Raw genomic sequence first — 16,261 nt, 5'->3', positions numbered from 1 at the left:
ATATTACATTTTATAATGAGGAACGATACCAAAAGAGATTAAACAGCCTAGCACCATTAGAATACCGGCGCCAGACTGTGGCATAATTTTTTATTTTTTCACTGTCTACTTGACAGGGCGCAGATCATAAAGCTGTGGGCTATTTTCTATTGAGTCAACCTCTTTTTTTCAGTACATATTGTTTTATTCTTTAAAAATAAAAAGATTATGGTGGCTTACAGCTTTTATTATTGAAAATACGCACTTCAATAGCACTCCTATATGTATCATAATGATTATCATTTCATTTGTTTGAAATCGATTTATTTACTACACTAAACATATCTGGTTTACTTTAAGAAAAATTTAAAAATTTGTGCAGTTAAGACTTAATTACCACAACATTACAAAATTATTTTGGTATAATTTGTATAAAAGGGAGAATGTAATGACAACTTATTACGTATTTTGTTATGGTACATTACGAAAAAATCAAGCTAACCATCATGTATTAAGCGGAGCAATTTGTATTTCAGAGTATTGTTGGGTAAAAGGGACACTGTTTGATACGAAAAGAGGCTATCCCGTCTTACATAAGATCGATAAATTGGATGCAGTGTATGGTGAGCTGTACCAAGTTGATAAAGCTGGATTACATCTTTTAGATGAACTGGAAGGATATACAAGCTGTGAAGCAAATGATAACTTGTATGAACGCATGATACAAACTGTCTTTACAAAGCAGGGGGAATTGGACGCATTTGTGTATATAGAAGGAAAAAATCAATCTATGTGTGAAATGTATATTAAATCTGGAGATTGGAATACCTATTGTTCGCAGGAACAGTAATTTTTAGTGTTTTTGAGTGAAAGTAGGAACTGTTTCATAAAGATAAAAAAATAATTTTACATTTAGACAAAACAGTAAAGCATTTATTTCTAAGATAAAAGAGAAGGGGTGAATACATGGAAATGCCAATAAAATTTATAGAAGGAAGGCGTATATATCTTCGTCCGATTGAAGATGAAGACGAAGACGTCCCCATGTTGTATGCAAATCTTTGGGATCATGAAGAAAGACGGTTTACAGGAACACAAGCTAAATTTAGTCTTAAAGGTGTAGAACAGTTTATTACCTCTGCTGCTAATGATCAGACTAGAATGGATCTGTTAATTTGTCTACAAGAGAATGATCTATGCATTGGCGATATAGCAATGAGTGATATTGACTGGCAAAATAGACATGCTTCCGTACGAATTGCTATATTTAACAAAGCATATTGGGGTAATGGATATGGGACAGAAGCAATGGAACAATTAATAAACTATGGATTTGAACAATTAAATTTACATCGAATAGAATTAGAGGTCTTTGACTTTAATACAAGAGCAAGGAAATCGTATGAAAAACTAGGGTTCAAACAAGAAGGGATTCGACGAGAAGTATTGTTTTATGATGAGTAGTTTTTTCATTAACAGCAAATAATAAAGCTTATAAAGAAAGGTTCTTGTTGGTTAAAAGACAGAAAAACAATCAAAATAATCAGATCTATCACTGGTGCAGGTTTATTTAACATATTTTTATCTTGAATTATTTTTAAAGTTGTAACTTAAACATGCTTTTTCTTGTTTTAGGTATAAAAAGGATTCATTACCGCAATTTTCCTATATGAGGAAAACTAATCAATTAATCATAGCAATTCGTTATGAAATTAGTTAAAAAATCTAATTATTTTCCCAATAGGCATTTTTGGGATTTATGTTACAATTATACTAGATACATAACAGATTAATGGGAGATTGGTAGGTGATAAATTGATAGATATAGGTTCTATTATCAAATTACAGCGAACCAAGCGCAATATGACACAAGAGGAATTGTCAGAAGGCATTGTTTCATTATCCTACTTATCAAAAATAGAAAATAAGAAGACAAAAGCTAGTCCTGAAATTATTCAATTGCTTTGTAACCGATTAGAGATTGAGCTTACGGAAAAGCTAGATGTAGAAATTGAAGAAAAATGTCAAGAGTGGTACGGAATGCTTTATGACCGATTCGATAAACAGAAAATATCAGAAATATATGAAGAATTGCAGCAGTTGCTGGGCCGAAGTATTAATGATCAGACACTCATGTTTGAGATTCATAAAATTCGTTATTACTGTATTATGCGGGATCTTAAAAAAGCATTATGTAAAATTAACGAACTCCATGAGATGGCAAGTTCATTTAACCCTATACATAAATATTATTGGCATAAATTTCAAGGAAACTATTACTCATTTAAAACGTACCACCATCAAGCTATACAACATTATAAATTAGCAGAAGAAATTATCAGTTTTGCAAATATTCAAGAACATGAAACAGCAGATCTGCAATATATCATATCTATAGAACATAGTAAATTATGGAATGATCTTGAGAGTATTGAATATGCAAAAAAGGCAATGGGAATTTTTCAAAAAAACTACAATTTTATTCGCTGTGCTCAATGCCATATCCTATTGGGGATTGCGCACCATAGAATTAAGAATTTAGATAAGGCTACCAAAAATTATAACTTGGCATTACAATTGGGAGAATTAAAAAACAATGAAGATGTAGTTCATCTAGCACATTACAATCTGGGTTACCTGCATTCAATAACTGGAAATTCAGAAAAAGCAATCGAACATTATCTAATTGCAATACAAAATAATAACTTTAAAGAAAAAACTAAATTAGTATCCCTAATTCGATTAATTCAAGAGTTTTATTTAGTTGGGGATTATAAAAAAGCCAAGAACTATTTGGATCAAACAACATTAGTTTTGAAAACATATATTAATGATTATAACGAATATACTGATGATTTACACGACTATGTTATCAAAGTATATACACATTTATTAAATGGAGAAACTAAACAATTTATATCTGTATTAGCTAATGATTTTATACCTTACCTAGAGAAAAAAAGAAATTATGAGTATTTAGCTTTTTATGCAAAAATGTTAGGTAACCATTTAGAGAAAAGTGGTAAGTATAAAACATCTTTACAATATTATAAATTAGCTAATAGCAGTTATGAGAAATTATTTAATTTATAAAGGAGGAGAAGGAAAGTGAAAAAAACAGTCTTAAAATTATTAGTTTGTGGTACATTTCTTATAGGTGGTTTGGTATTTTTAAATGTTCAATATGATCAGACAGCAACACTTCAACCTAATCCTACATTAAACCCAATTGAAGTTGAAAAGTCTTAATAAAATAAAGGTTATTTTCTATTAAAATTTAAAAATGCTCCTTTTTTGAAGAAAAGATCATTATACATTTATGTATGCAAATTTATTTTTAATTTTTCACGCACCCCAATTGTCACAGAAGTCTTCTATTTTAGAAGACTTCTGTGTTTTTTATCAATAATTAGAGTAGAAGGCTGATTATTTGCTTATCTTTCTAGAAAATTTAAAAGCGTTAGCATTTATGTTAATATTTATATCAAGTATTATGTATTATCGCCAACTCAAATTGCTTAAAAAACAAAGAAGGCTCACTAAGATTGAAAAAGCAATGGATGTAATTACGATGACCGCAACGTTTACTTTTGCATTTATATATATTCTGCTTATTATAGGAACATAAGCGGTAATTTGCACTTAAAGGTCTTATTATAATTATTAACTCTAAATTCTATATTCTATTTGCATCAACATTTACAGAAAGTTATATGTTTGTGACCGCTAAATTGGGATGGTACAGTTTTCAATTAATAAATTGATACACTTTTTCTTCAAATAAAACGACAATGGGATCAGCAGATTTATTTTCCAATTAAGTGTGGCATATTAAAAAGCAAAAAATGTGTCATTGGATTTGTCTTAATTAAATTGATAGAACAGAAACTAAATCCTATTTTTCAATTTCTGATTATGAAAAGTTTCGGAGAGCAGGTGTAGGCAAATCAGTCGCTATAGATGTGTTTCGTTTACATAAGGGGAATTGGGAAGTTTCCCAAATGGAAAAAATAAACCAGCGAGGGGAAGAAGCAATTATAGTACTTTTAAAAATATTAGTTTACATAATATATATTATCGGAAGTTACTGGGAAAACAGTTATTTTAATCTCAATTTTAAAGTATTCTCTTGATATTGAGACAAGAATAAAAATTACTATGAGCTATTAAATCATAGTAATTTTTATTCTTCACTTTAATTTATTTGGATCGATATGTTTTAAAGGTTTGTTCGCAGGTCCATTCAAAACTTCGCCTGTATATGAAAATCTTGAACCATGACACGGACAATCCCAACTGCGTTCTCCGGAATTCCATTCGACTTCACATTTTAAGTGTGTACATGTTGTATCAACAATATATATTTGGTTTTTCTTGTCTTTATAGACACCAGCTCGATTTCCATTAATTCGTGTAACGGTTGCTTGATCTGCTTGCAATTGATTAATATCCAAATGGTTATTCGTATTATCTAATTTTCCTTTCACCATCTGCTTAGCTGTATCTGTATTCGTTTTCACAAATTTTTTTATCGTGGGATCTGCTTTAAATCGGGCCGGATCAAAAAGTTTCGTATACTCATTTGCTTTGTTAACAATGATCTTTGTTAGCATATTTGCAGCAGCGGTGCCGTTCGTCATTCCCCACTTACGGTACCCTGTCGCAACGAGTATGTTAGGTGTTGAACTTTTTATACGACCAATATAAGGAACTTTATCCAATGTTGTTAAATCCTGCGCTGACCAGCGAAAATCATATGATGCTACTTCAAAGTTTTCATTCGTAAATGATTGTAATGCTTTAAAATGTTCGTGCATAGGTTTACCTTGGCCAGTTTTGTGATTTTCCCCACTTATTAACCATAAATCTCTTCCCTTCCATGTTGTAGTGCGAACAGATCTTGTTGGTGATTCTGCATTAATGTACATTCCACCAGGATACTTTTCCTTAGATTGCATCGCCAGCACATAAGCACGTTCTGCGTACATTCTAGTAAAATAAAAGCTGTCTCGATCATAAAAAGGAAAATGAGATGCAGCAATAATATAATCACACTTTATACGATGACCATCTTTCGTTATAATGGAGGGGTTTGAGCGATCACTTTCAATATCTACAGCTACTGTATTTTCATAGACCGTTAACCCATTCCTTATACTTTCTTTTAGTAATTCGCTTAAGTACTTTAACGGATGAAATAGAGCTTGATTTTTCATTTGTAAAGCTAATTTCATCGGAAATTTTAGGGGGGTATCCTTTGTTATTTCACTCTCAATACCAATTTGGTCATAGGCATCCTTTTCTTTTTCTAAATCACGCTTCCAAGAATCTAGATTGGTGTAAAGAAAAGCATCTTCATGGCAAAAATCGCAATCTATTTGTAGATCATTTATATTGTTTTCAATTAATTGCTTAGCCTCATCCATAGCTTTATAATAAAGAGTAGCTTGTTCTATACCAAAGTGCTGTATAAGCTCATCATAAATCAGACCATGTTGTGCAGTAATTTTAGCTGTTGTATGACCCGTTGTTCCTTTTAAAATTGGATTCGCATCAATTAATGTAACTTTTACATTTTTTTTAGATAATAAATATGCTGTTGTAATTCCGGTTATTCCTCCTCCAACGATCCCAACTTCTGTTTGAATGGAGGTATCTAAGGATGGATTTTTAGGTATTGTAGATGTTTCACGCCAAAATGATTGTGAGTGATTCGGCAAGTGGTTATCAACCATCATCTTCACTCCCTTTCAACATTTTTTATTTTATTTATCAAGGTTGTTCAAAAAGTGCATTAAAATGGGGCATTACTGAGTGCGCTACTTTGCTTCTCTTGTTTAATAATGTTTTCTATATGGGATTAGATAAGACACAGAAAAAATCCAAGCTGAAGTCATATCTATTCCAAATGTACTAACTAGTATGAACATGAAAATTAGGTTTTAATCGAAAAATATGTTTAAACTTTAGTATAAAGGGATAATTGTAACTGAGGTGATAAGTATGCGTATACATGCGATTTTTCATGGGAGAGTGCAAGGCGTGGGTTTTCGCTATTCTGCTAAACAGAAAGCTCTTGAATTAGATGTTCACGGATGGGTGAAAAATAAGGAGGATGGCACGGTTGAATTAGAAGCTGAAGGCAATGAAGCTCATATAAGAAAGTTTATGGGTGCTTTAAAAAACGGATTGAATCCCTTTATTAAAGTAACTCATATTGATCAAAAATTACTTTATAATGAAGCTGGTTATTCAACTTTTTCTGTCAAATAAACGTAGTGCATTTCATTTTTGTAGAATCTTTGCTAATTGGCCAAGACTTAATTAACAAAATTTAAAGAAATGTGAGTTTAAGTCTTTAAAACAAATTGTAACAAAATGAAGAGTTTACGTGCTATTTAGATACAAATAAGCAAGCTGAATGATTACAGCTTGCTTATTATTCATTTATTGTTCTTCAAAAAACTTGCGATTTAAAGCTATATATTCTGTTTCCTCTTCAGGAACTTCATCCTCCATATAAATTGCTTCTACAGGGCATACAGCTTCACATGCACCGCAATCTATACATATATCAGGGTCAATATAAAACATATCTTTTCCTTCTTCTATACAATCAACAGGGCATACTTCCACACATTCTCCCGATTTTTCTTCTTTACATGGTGATGTAATTACAAAAGCCAAAACGGCTCTCCTCCTTCTTGAATCCATTAAGACGAATGTTATTATGTAGTTATTTATTATTGTACTAATTATTATAACGCATTTGCTATAAAAAATGAAAGCAATATCGTAAGTGAAGTAATTCAATACTGGGAATTTCAAACATTAATTAGTAATGCTGTGGTTTCTAACTCAAAAAATAACCACTCATAACTTAACTAGTTTGTTTTTGTGGTTATTTTTTGCTAGTTGTCAACAAGCGTTGGTTACTTTAGCAAAAAGTCACTACGAGTAACTAGTCATTTTATAAACTTTTCTTGTTAATTTACTTCTTCAAAATATTCTTTTCGAAATCCGCCGATGCGTTTACTGTTATCAATAATAAAATAAAACTCATCTGTTTCATTTTTTACATCATATATCTTTCCAGGTGTTAATTTGTTATTCACTACAAACTTTTTTGCATTTGCATGAACACATTTTAATTGCTTAATCGATTTTTGGTTTTCCCAATTTAAATGAATCATTTTTTTACTCCTTTTGTTTGCATAATATTATTGTAATTAACTCAATCAGTGAATAAGGTTACATATTCTCCGTAGCCTTCTTCGACCAACTTATCTTTTGGGATAAAGCGCATAGCAGCAGAATTCATACAATAACGAAGGCCTCCTTGATCTTTGGGACCATCTTCAAATACATGTCCCAAATGCGAGTCTGCCTCCTTACTGCGGATTTCTGTACGTATCATTCCGTGCGATATGTCCGTTTTCTCTGCAATGTGGTAACGGTCTATAGCCTTAGTAAAACTTGGCCAACCGCAACCAGCATCATACTTATCCTTAGATGAGAATAATGGTTCACCAGAAACGATATCTACATAAATCCCCTCTTCTTGTTTATCCCAATATTCATTTTGAAATGGTGGTTCTGTGCCATTTTCTTGGGTCACATGATATTGTATAGGTGTAAGCTTTTGTTTTAGTTCATTTTGATCGTATCTGTTTTTCCAATGCTTCTTAATAAAATCCTCTCTACCTGAACCCTTTTTGTATAGACGATAATGAAAGCCTTGCTTCTTATAATAATCCTGATGGTGTTTTTCTGCAGGATAAAAGGTTTTGGCAGGGACAATTTTAGTCGCAATTGGTTTAGCAAATTTTTCACTAGCTTCTAGTTCCTTTTTGGAAGCTTCTGCTTCTCGTCTTTGCTGGTCTGTATGATAGAATATCACCGTTGTATAAGACTCACCACGGTCATTAAATTGACCATGAGGGTCTGTTGGATCTATCTGTTTCCAGAATGTATCCAATAACTTTTTATAGCTAATAATACTTGGATTAAATTCAATTTGAACTGCCTCCACATGTCCTGTTGCATTAGAACATACTTCTTCATACGTTGGGTTCTCTACAGACCCTCCTGTATATCCAGCTGTAATTCGGATAATTCCAGGACGTTGATCAAACGGCTCTACCATACACCAAAAACATCCTCCAGCAAAGGTTGCATATTCTTTTACTGTAGCTGTAGCATTCATCATTTTCATCCCCTTCTTAGACGCATTTTCTTCTATTCTTCACTTTATAGAAGAAAAAATCAAGTTAGGAGCATTTAAATTAAATAAATAACTTTGGTACAGACTTTCCAATCTGTTGATTATCCTCTTCTTGCTTCCCTGCTGAATCTTCTGCTTGAACAGTACTTGTATTTAATAAATCATCATCAGAAAGTGCTTCCGTATTGCCTTTCTCTGTATCTTCTATATCTTCATCATTAAATGAATTAAAAGCTTTCATCATCCGATACATCCTAGGCAGATTCTTTACCATTGGTCCGTATTCTTGCACAATAGGAGCTGCGTTTTGTACAACATTTAATACTTGCTGAACATTATCCAGTGCGCCACTTAAGCCACCAACCCCTTTGCTTAAAAATCCACCACCAACATTATTTACACCGGCTTGTGGTTGAAAAAGGCTCAATAAGTTTTGTAATTTCCCTCCTTTAGGAAATGATTGTCCCCCTGGCAGAAGCCCCCCAGAGAAAGGACCAGATGGAAATGGTGCGCGAGAAAAACTTTGTTGAGGGGTAAAGGCTCGCATATTTGGTCTCATAGGAGGACCTTGCTGCATATGAAATGGGAAATTAGCCGATTGATTTGGCGAAAATACCATATGATCATACTCCTTTCTTTAAGTAAATCACCTATCAATAGTGTACGTTAAGTTATAAAAATAGTGTAGGCTCAGCTGTAATCAAATAAACGAAAAACATCATTCATTAATTTGATGCTCAATCAATTCACTAAATAAAATATTTCCCGGGCAACCGCACATAATTACAGTTTTCTTAATGTACTCTCCTTTACTTGCCGAATATTGCTGAAAAACAGCATTAAAACAAGTGTGCTAATAATTTAATCAAACGTTTGTTTGAAATTATCATACCGTTTTTAATGTCATCATGATGATAGCTTTGTCATCCCCCTTTAATTGAGTGTCCCGCACACTCAGTTCTTTCAAGTTATCTTTTAACCCTCTTCGTTTATTTAAAGCACTTGATATGTTTTCTTGAAAAATCTTCAAACGTACACGGCTGCTTCCCAGTTAATTTGGTGAAATCGGTGGTGATATGTTTTGCTGTACATAATCGAGTCATGAAATATAGCGCAACTGTGACATTTACATAAGATTTATTCAGCCTTCTTTTTTTTAGATAATAATTTCTGTATCGCAAAAAACCTGGTTTTGCATAAGTAATTTTGCTTCCAGTAACCTTTGTAAGAATATCGGCTATTTGGTAATAATCAAGTGATTCTGACCCGGTAATGGTATGGGCTGTATTCTCATACTTGCCAGGATCGTGCAAAATAGTCGCTACAGAAAGAGCGATATCTTCTGCATCAATAAAACTCGTCTTGCTTTTCCCTGCTGGTATAAAAATTTGCTTTTTTTCTTTAATTTCAGCTGCGTGAATACCTGAGATATTCTGCATAAAGAACCCAGGGCGAATATGTCCATATGGTATACCTACTGACTCTATATATTTCTCAATTTTATGATGTGGTGGGATGGTGTTTCTTTCTATTCCCATAAGCGATAAGAAAGATACAAATTGAATATCATGTTGTTTCATTGCATCTATAAATGGGAACAGGTCATCTGCTTTACCTAGGTGTGGTGGGCGCATTAAAAACAAGCGATCTACATCATGAAGCGCCTGTTGATACATCTTTAAATCTTGAAAATCTAAAATTACTTTTTCAACATCTCCTCCAAATAAATGGTTAAGCTTTTCTATATTGGTTCCAGCAGCCACAACATGTTCTCCCATTTGAAGAAGTTCACGAACCACATATTTTCCTACATTACCAGAAGCGCCTGTTACTAAAACTTTCATAAGTATACCCTCTTTCTAAATTAATGACATTGTTGTAAAAGTAATGGAATTTGTTCAGCTACTAACAATAATGGTTCTGCACTATCCATTGTAAAGGATAGTAGAAAAGCTCCTTCAATCATTGAATTAATAACAATTCCTAATTCACATGCCCTATTTTGTGCTACTTTTGCTTGAATTAATTTTTCTGTAAATTGGTGTTGAAAACTGATATATGCTTCTTGGCACGCTTTTCTCAAAGGCTCACTAATTAAAGAAGTCTCCAGAGCTACAGATGCAATGGGAACTCCTTCAAGCCTGAATTGTTTCTGAAAGATTTCAGCTATTTTATAAATGAATGATTGAATTGCTTTTGTTGGATCATCTTCTTTATTTAAATTTTCTTGAATATTGATACGTATGAATTGCGCCGTTGCATAAACAGATTCGATTGCCAATTGTTCCTTTCCACCTGGAAAATAATAATATAAGGAACCTTTAGGCGAATGACTTTCTTCCACAATTTGCTTAACTCCAGTTCCATGATAACCTTGTAATTGAAAAAGGCGAGAAGCTGTTTGAATCAATTTCTCTTTTGTATTCATTTTTTTAGATTTCAATTTTAATCACCTCTTAATTATATCGATCGGTCAATATAATTTTAAGGCTGAGGTTTGTCAATGTCAACTTACAGCAGTAGAATCCTCTCTTTTAAGATATATAATTGCATCTCTTTTTTAATAGTAAGTTGCTAGACATGAATTCTTGCTATTTTTTTAATATAATAAGGCGGGTAAAGGATATTTTGCAACGAACACAAAATTTAAAAAAGCTTGAGCGATAAGCTCAAGCTTTTAGGAAGCCTTCAAAGCTCCCAGGGAATCCCCACCATCTAGTTAAGGGTACACAGTATACAATTTTAATATACTGTTAAATTTAACATAAAGATTTGACGCTACGCCAGTTTTTAATTATCCATAACGTACGCTTCCCACAATTCATCAAAAACCGTTAAAGCTGTTGGAAAAGGACTATTCCATTCCAAGTAATTACTTATTTCATTGTAGCTTGTAGCGTGTTTTGGGAAATGATGATCTTGGAATGCCCAATCCGCTAAATGTGATTGATCATCTGGTTGTTTTTTTCCTCTGTAAGTCATTAAATAATGATAAAAGGAGCGCAATTGGCCTCCTCCTTCCCTATAAATCAGCGTTGTTCATAAAAGCTTCGTGTTTTCGTTGCTTCTTTCGATATACGATGGAAGCTAAATTAATGCTTAGTTCATAAAGTAGAATTAATGGAACAGCAACAACAAGTTGTAAAACGAAATCTGGTGGTGTAACGATAGTGCCAATAATAATCAGAATAAAATAGGCATATTTTCTCGTTTTTCTCATAAATTGTGGCGTTAAAATGCCCAATGCTGTTAAAAACATAGCGATTACTGGAATTTCAAACAACACAGCAAATGGAAGTGTTACACGCAGTAAAAAGCGAAAATATTTATCTACTGTAAACATTTCATTAAACATACCGTCATTTAGTGAAAGCAAAAATGGCAGAATAAGTTTAATAAACATAAAATAGCCAAAGACCAGTCCACCAATAAACAAGAAAAATACAGCTGGTATATAAGCGATTGTTGCTTTTTGTTCACCTTTTGTTAATCCTGGCTTTACAAATAACCATATTTGCAAAATTAGAATGGGTAATGTAAATGCAATAGCAACTACAGATGCTAAAGTAAAATAAATCCAAATAATCTCACCGGGACTAATGACGGTAAGTTTAAAGGATAAATCTTGCTGGAAAAAATCATATATATCCGTTGCGAAAACAAAACCAACTATAAAAAACAAAATAAAAAAAATTGCTGTTACAATAATTCGATTTCTTAGCTCAGAGAGATGGCCTGTTAAATTCATTTCTTTATCTTCTGTTGGTTGATTGTCAGACATCATGTTACTCCCCCTACTGCCCCGCATTAAGAGCTTTAAGCTATAAATGTATAAAATGACTATGTGAAAGACTATGTAAGTTCTCGTATAAGTGCTCATTTCACATAAAAGAAGATGTAAGGAGTTTCCTTACATCTTCGCTTGTTAATTTTTACTTGATGTAGGGTTTTCCTTCTTATCTGATGCGTTATCGTTATCGTCTGAAGCAATATCTTTTGTCGCATTTTTAAACTCTTTTAATGAGTTTCCGAATGCTTTACCAATTTCAGGTAGCTTCGATGGTCCAAAGATTACTAATGCAATAATTAAAATTAGAATAAGCCCTGGAATACCTATACTTTGAAACATTCTCCTCACTCCCCATTACCGATCATGGTTATTGTTTGTAATTAGATCTTTTGTTTCTCTAAACTCATCTCTCACATCACTCGTTAAGTCATTAGTCGAGTTTTTAAACTCTTTTAAAGTTTGTCCAGCTGCTTTACCGATCTCAGGTAATTTTTTCGGCCCAAAAACAACTAAAGCAATGACCAATATTAAAATGAGTCCTGGGAAACCAATGCTAGATAACATTTTTCCACCCTCTTTAGATGATCTCTTCTTAAAAGTAATTATCCGGATCATAACTTATTTTTATATATGCACATCACTATTTTATAAGCGCTTTAAGTGTAACATGTTTTTCTATCGCAAAACAAGCTTCTAAGCATCCCTTATTATCCGCTTGTTTGAAGCAAAATTTAAATAGTATCAATTTTAATTTTTCTATTTTAAAGGAATGTATCGATGTATTATTAACCAAAGTTACATTAAATAGAAACACCTCAATTATACGTGCACATTGCAATCAATTCATTATTTTCTATCATATTGTAAGAAATAGTAATCATAAGGATTTTTATCGTCTTTTTCTCCTTTTACCTTTGAAGTTACCCCCCAATCCTGTTCAGAAAAAGAAGGAAAATATGTATCACCTTTAAAGGAATGATTTATCCACGTAATATACATACGATCTGCTTTCGGTAATATTTGTTCAAAAACATGTGCGCCACCAATAATGAAATATTCTTGTTCTGGATGCTCTTCATTCCACTGTAAAACAGTTTGTAAATCATGGATAACTTCAATATCTTTTGGGAAGTCCCTCTTTGTTTTGGTTAGTATTACATTTCTACGATTCGGAAGTGGTTTCCCTATTGATTCATATGTTTTCCTACCCATAATAACTGTTTGATTTATCGTTTTTTCTTTAAAAAAACGTAAATCCTTAGGCAAATGCCAGGGAAGGCCATTGTTTAAACCAATTACACGGTTTTTATCCATCGCTAAAAGTAATGATATCATTCGTAACAACAATCTCCTTTCCTTTATACAGCAATAGGTGCTTTAATTGTAGGATGAGGATCATATCCAACAATTCTAAAGTCATCTAATTCAAAATCAAAAATAGATGCTTTTTGTTGATTTATTTCTAACTGAGGCATTTGTTTTATATCTCGCGTCAGTTGTGTTTTTACTTGGTCCACATGATTCAGGTAAATATGCGCATCTCCAAGTGTATGCACAAACTCCCCTGGTTTTAAATTACATTGATGTGCAATTAGATAGGTTAGTAACGCATAACTAGCAATATTAAACGGAACTCCTAAAAATACATCGGCGCTTCGTTGATACAATTGACACGAAAGCTTTCCATCCGCTACATAAAATTGAAACAATGTATGACATGGCGGAAGCGCCATGGATGGTAAATCTTCCGGATTCCAAGCAGAGACAATATGTCTTCTGGAGTTTGGATTGTCTTTAATATTATCTATCACATCTTTTAACTGGTCAATGGTTTCATTTTGCGATGTTTTCCACTTACGCCATTGCTTGCCGTACACATTTCCTAAATCTCCATATTTCTTCGCAAAAGCATTGTCGGTTAAAATTTTATCTTTAAAAATTTCCATTTGCTCTTGATATTGTTTTTTGAAATTAGTATCTCCCTGAGAACGATTACCGAAATTACTCATATCGGGCCCAGAATAATTACTGCTAGTAACCCATTTCTCAAAAGCCCATTCGTTCCATATATTGTTATTATGCTCTAACAGGTAACGAATATTTGTATCTCCCTTAATAAACCATAGAAGTTCACTAGCCACTAAGCGAAAAGGCACCCGTTTTGTCGTTAATAAAGGAAATCCTTCCTCTAAATTAAAGCGCATTTGATGACCAAATACAGAATAGGTTCCTGTATTGGTTCTGTCCCCTTTTTTCGTGCCATTCGTCAAAATATGTTGGCATAGGTTTAAATAAGCTTCTTCACCAATGATCATAATTATTCCTCCAAACTACTCCATCTTATCTGTTTTATTGTAACATAAAAGCTTGACCCAATCATTTGTAATCAAAACGTAATTCATAACTAGCTGAAAACTACATATTTCTATTAATAGACCACATGACGCCAATTTGCCAAAAGTTGCTTGCATCAAGAGTGTAATTGGAGGGGAGTTCTGTGTATGAATAGAAATGTGGAAAAAATTATGAAAACATCTTTACTCTATGGCTTTGTAATGACGCAGCCTTTTGTAAATTATGTCGACGCATATCCTGAATTGCAAAATAAAATCTTATTTAAATCAGATCAGTTAGAAATTGACGAACACGGTGAGAGTGTTCGTTTGTTACAAAAAAAATTACATACATTATCGTATTTTGACCAACCAGTTGATGGAATGTTTGGATATTATACGAAGCATGCGATTAAAAATTTTCAAGCAAATCATAAGCTATCTATAAACGGAAATGCAAAAAAAGAGACATTAACAGCTATCGTAAAGAATGAGCAAAAACAATATAAACAGCAGTTAAAAACCTTTGCTAAAGAAATTCAGCCTGGTATGCATAACGAAAAAGTGAAACTTGTACAAAAATCCTTACAATATTTTGGGTACTATGAAGGTGAATTAGATGGCATATATGGCCCGCTAACAAAGCAAGCGTTAGAAATTGCTGAAAATAAGCATGACTTGAAATTGATCATAGACCCTCCACCCACACCAACAGAAAAACAACCAACATTATCTGCTACCAATAAAGAACCGAATACGGAACCAAAAGAAAAAACAAAACAAAAGGCCGTTCAAAAACCTTCTTATACAGGTATAAATGGTTCAGGTATTGTAGAGAAAGCCCGATCCCAAATGGGAACACCTTATGTTTGGGGTGGAACATCTCCAGGTGGATTTGATTGCAGTGGTTTTATTCAGTATGTTTTTCAACAAGAAGGTATCACCATTCCACGTACAGTTAGTGAAATCTATAATTTTTCACAACCAATTTCTGAGCCATCTGTTGGAGATCTCGTTTTTTTTGAAACCTATAAGCCTGGTCCTTCTCATATGGGGATCTACGTCGGTAATGGTAGCTTTATACATGCAGGAGAATCGAGAGGTGTTGAAGTAAGCAAAATGAATAATTCTTATTGGCAAGAACGGTATTTAGGTGCTACACGTGTAAAGCAATGATTAGTCTTTATAAAAGAGCGTTTTTGCAAGCAGAATTCCTCCATTGCATAAAACGCTCAATCCTAGTTTTAAAAATAGCATGTCATACGATTTCTCTACCATTCTCCCATGAATAGTACATAAACTTTACTTTTTCACCATTCATAATAAATGAATCCGCATCTGTTTCTTCATAATGGAAGCCATTTTTTTGTAACACACTTTGAGATGGAAAATTATTACTGGTTGTTTTAGCATGTATTTTTCTAATGTCCAATTTTATTACTTCTTTCATGAAAAGCTGTAAACCTTTTGTCGCAATTCCTTTTCCAGTGTAGGACTTCCCGATTCGATAGCCTAGCTCTCCTCGGCGTTGTTTATTTAAATCAACCACATTAATTCTACCTAATATGAAATCATGATCGTCTTTTATTAAATAAAAATGTGAAATTCCTAGGCTTTGTTCCTTTAAAAGTTGTTTATGTCTTGTTTGGAAATTTTCAGACATATAGTACGCATCCCCACGACTGGGCACCATTGTCTCAAAGAAGTAACGATTTTCCGCTTCAAACACTAGTAGAGCTTTTGCATCACTATCTTTTAGCTTAGTTAAACGAATATTCATTTTTTACCCCCTATTTTCTATGCTAGGGAAATTCCATTCTTGATAAAACTGTTCTAGGAATTGCTGCATGATGTGATGTCGTTCTTTTGCAATGGTTTTAGCGGTTGCTGTATGCAACTTATCTCGAATACGTAATAGCTTCTCGTAAAAATGTT

General features: G+C 33.0%; 20 protein-coding genes. 6 read left to right on the top strand and 14 right to left on the bottom strand.

The features are described from left to right. The first annotated feature begins 427 nt into the window (after positions 1 to 427). The 4 genes from HLX49_RS14915 to HLX49_RS14900 all read left to right on the top strand — a co-directional run bounded on the left by HLX49_RS14915 (position 428) and on the right by HLX49_RS14900 (position 3,228). On the top strand, positions 428 to 829 hold the full coding sequence (locus tag HLX49_RS14915) for a gamma-glutamylcyclotransferase family protein (RefSeq protein ID WP_077703751.1): 402 nt from the start codon (positions 428 to 430) through the stop codon (positions 827 to 829). 116 nt (positions 830 to 945) lie between these two features. Further along, the gene (locus HLX49_RS14910; RefSeq protein ID WP_077703748.1) at positions 946 to 1,443 is read left to right on the top strand and encodes a GNAT family N-acetyltransferase; all 498 of its coding nucleotides are present in this window, start codon (positions 946 to 948) and stop codon (positions 1,441 to 1,443) included. Positions 1,444 to 1,779: 336 nt separating this feature from the next. Further along, a complete protein-coding gene (locus HLX49_RS14905) occupies positions 1,780 to 3,072 on the top strand; it encodes a helix-turn-helix domain-containing protein (RefSeq protein WP_296362882.1) in 1,293 nt (430 codons plus the stop codon). Positions 3,073 to 3,087: 15 nt separating this feature from the next. Then, complete coding sequence (locus HLX49_RS14900) at positions 3,088 to 3,228, top strand: hypothetical protein (protein WP_164085524.1); 141 nt, start codon at positions 3,088 to 3,090, stop codon at positions 3,226 to 3,228. A gap of 941 nt (positions 3,229 to 4,169) precedes the next feature. Here the strand turns inward: HLX49_RS14900 and HLX49_RS14895 are convergent. Continuing rightward, positions 4,170 to 5,714: an FAD-dependent oxidoreductase gene (locus tag HLX49_RS14895; RefSeq protein WP_296362886.1), complete on the bottom strand. Its 1,545-nt coding sequence runs from the start codon at positions 5,712 to 5,714 to the stop codon at positions 4,170 to 4,172. 268 nt (positions 5,715 to 5,982) lie between these two features. On the opposite strand from HLX49_RS14895, the gene HLX49_RS14890 reads away from it, so the two are divergent. Next, entirely contained in the window at positions 5,983 to 6,252 is a 270-nt protein-coding gene (locus HLX49_RS14890) for an acylphosphatase (protein WP_101933915.1), read from the top strand. A gap of 174 nt (positions 6,253 to 6,426) precedes the next feature. On the opposite strand, the gene HLX49_RS14885 is transcribed toward HLX49_RS14890, so the two are convergent. The 12 genes from HLX49_RS14885 to HLX49_RS14830 form a co-directional block, all read right to left on the bottom strand. Next, positions 6,427 to 6,666 carry a DUF362 domain-containing protein gene (locus HLX49_RS14885; protein ID WP_073004058.1) on the bottom strand — a complete coding sequence of 80 codons (240 nt, stop codon included), beginning with the start codon at positions 6,664 to 6,666 and terminating at the stop codon, positions 6,427 to 6,429. Positions 6,667 to 6,965: 299 nt separating this feature from the next. Beyond that, positions 6,966 to 7,172, bottom strand: coding sequence for a DUF6501 family protein (locus HLX49_RS14880; RefSeq protein ID WP_077703734.1), 207 nt, complete (start codon positions 7,170 to 7,172; stop codon positions 6,966 to 6,968). Positions 7,173 to 7,213: 41 nt separating this feature from the next. Then, complete coding sequence (gene msrB, locus HLX49_RS14875; protein ID WP_296362878.1) at positions 7,214 to 8,194, bottom strand: peptide-methionine (R)-S-oxide reductase MsrB; 981 nt, start codon at positions 8,192 to 8,194, stop codon at positions 7,214 to 7,216. Positions 8,195 to 8,264: 70 nt separating this feature from the next. Then, the gene (gene vrrA / locus HLX49_RS14870; protein WP_296362876.1) at positions 8,265 to 8,822 is read right to left on the bottom strand and encodes a VrrA/YqfQ family protein; all 558 of its coding nucleotides are present in this window, start codon (positions 8,820 to 8,822) and stop codon (positions 8,265 to 8,267) included. Positions 8,823 to 9,192: 370 nt separating this feature from the next. After that, entirely contained in the window at positions 9,193 to 10,047 is an 855-nt protein-coding gene (locus HLX49_RS14865; protein WP_296362874.1) for an NmrA family NAD(P)-binding protein, read from the bottom strand. 20 nt (positions 10,048 to 10,067) lie between these two features. After that, positions 10,068 to 10,646, bottom strand: coding sequence for a TetR/AcrR family transcriptional regulator (locus HLX49_RS14860; RefSeq protein WP_237342731.1), 579 nt, complete (start codon positions 10,644 to 10,646; stop codon positions 10,068 to 10,070). A 347-nt stretch (positions 10,647 to 10,993) separates the two neighbouring features. Further along, entirely contained in the window at positions 10,994 to 11,209 is a 216-nt protein-coding gene (locus tag HLX49_RS14855; protein ID WP_077703724.1) for a YozE family protein, read from the bottom strand. 16 nt (positions 11,210 to 11,225) lie between these two features. After that, positions 11,226 to 11,984 (bottom strand): twin-arginine translocase subunit TatC, encoded by a 759-nt coding sequence (gene tatC, locus HLX49_RS14850; protein ID WP_077706893.1) that lies wholly within the window; start codon positions 11,982 to 11,984, stop codon positions 11,226 to 11,228. 144 nt (positions 11,985 to 12,128) lie between these two features. Then, complete coding sequence (gene tatA / locus HLX49_RS14845) at positions 12,129 to 12,332, bottom strand: twin-arginine translocase TatA/TatE family subunit (protein WP_077703721.1); 204 nt, start codon at positions 12,330 to 12,332, stop codon at positions 12,129 to 12,131. A gap of 15 nt (positions 12,333 to 12,347) precedes the next feature. After that, a complete protein-coding gene (locus HLX49_RS14840; protein ID WP_077703718.1) occupies positions 12,348 to 12,557 on the bottom strand; it encodes a twin-arginine translocase TatA/TatE family subunit in 210 nt (69 codons plus the stop codon). Between the two features lie 282 nt (positions 12,558 to 12,839). After that, on the bottom strand, positions 12,840 to 13,328 hold the full coding sequence (locus HLX49_RS14835) for a dihydrofolate reductase (protein ID WP_077703715.1): 489 nt from the start codon (positions 13,326 to 13,328) through the stop codon (positions 12,840 to 12,842). A gap of 23 nt (positions 13,329 to 13,351) precedes the next feature. Further along, on the bottom strand, positions 13,352 to 14,308 hold the full coding sequence (locus HLX49_RS14830; protein ID WP_077703712.1) for a thymidylate synthase: 957 nt from the start codon (positions 14,306 to 14,308) through the stop codon (positions 13,352 to 13,354). A 186-nt stretch (positions 14,309 to 14,494) separates the two neighbouring features. On the opposite strand from HLX49_RS14830, the gene HLX49_RS14825 reads away from it, so the two are divergent. Further along, positions 14,495 to 15,502, top strand: coding sequence for a C40 family peptidase (locus tag HLX49_RS14825; protein ID WP_101933914.1), 1,008 nt, complete (start codon positions 14,495 to 14,497; stop codon positions 15,500 to 15,502). 82 nt (positions 15,503 to 15,584) lie between these two features. Here HLX49_RS14825 and HLX49_RS14820 read toward each other — a convergent pair whose 3' ends face one another. After that, on the bottom strand, positions 15,585 to 16,106 hold the full coding sequence (locus HLX49_RS14820; protein ID WP_077703707.1) for a GNAT family N-acetyltransferase: 522 nt from the start codon (positions 16,104 to 16,106) through the stop codon (positions 15,585 to 15,587). Positions 16,107 to 16,261 lie beyond the last annotated feature (155 nt).

The sequence above is a fragment of the Virgibacillus sp. genome, assembly GCF_013393565.1.
GTDB classification, from domain to species: Bacteria; Bacillota; Bacilli; order Bacillales; family Amphibacillaceae; genus Virgibacillus; species Virgibacillus dokdonensis.
Note: the sequence above shows the minus strand (reverse complement) of the source record. Positions and strands in the feature narration are given on the sequence as shown.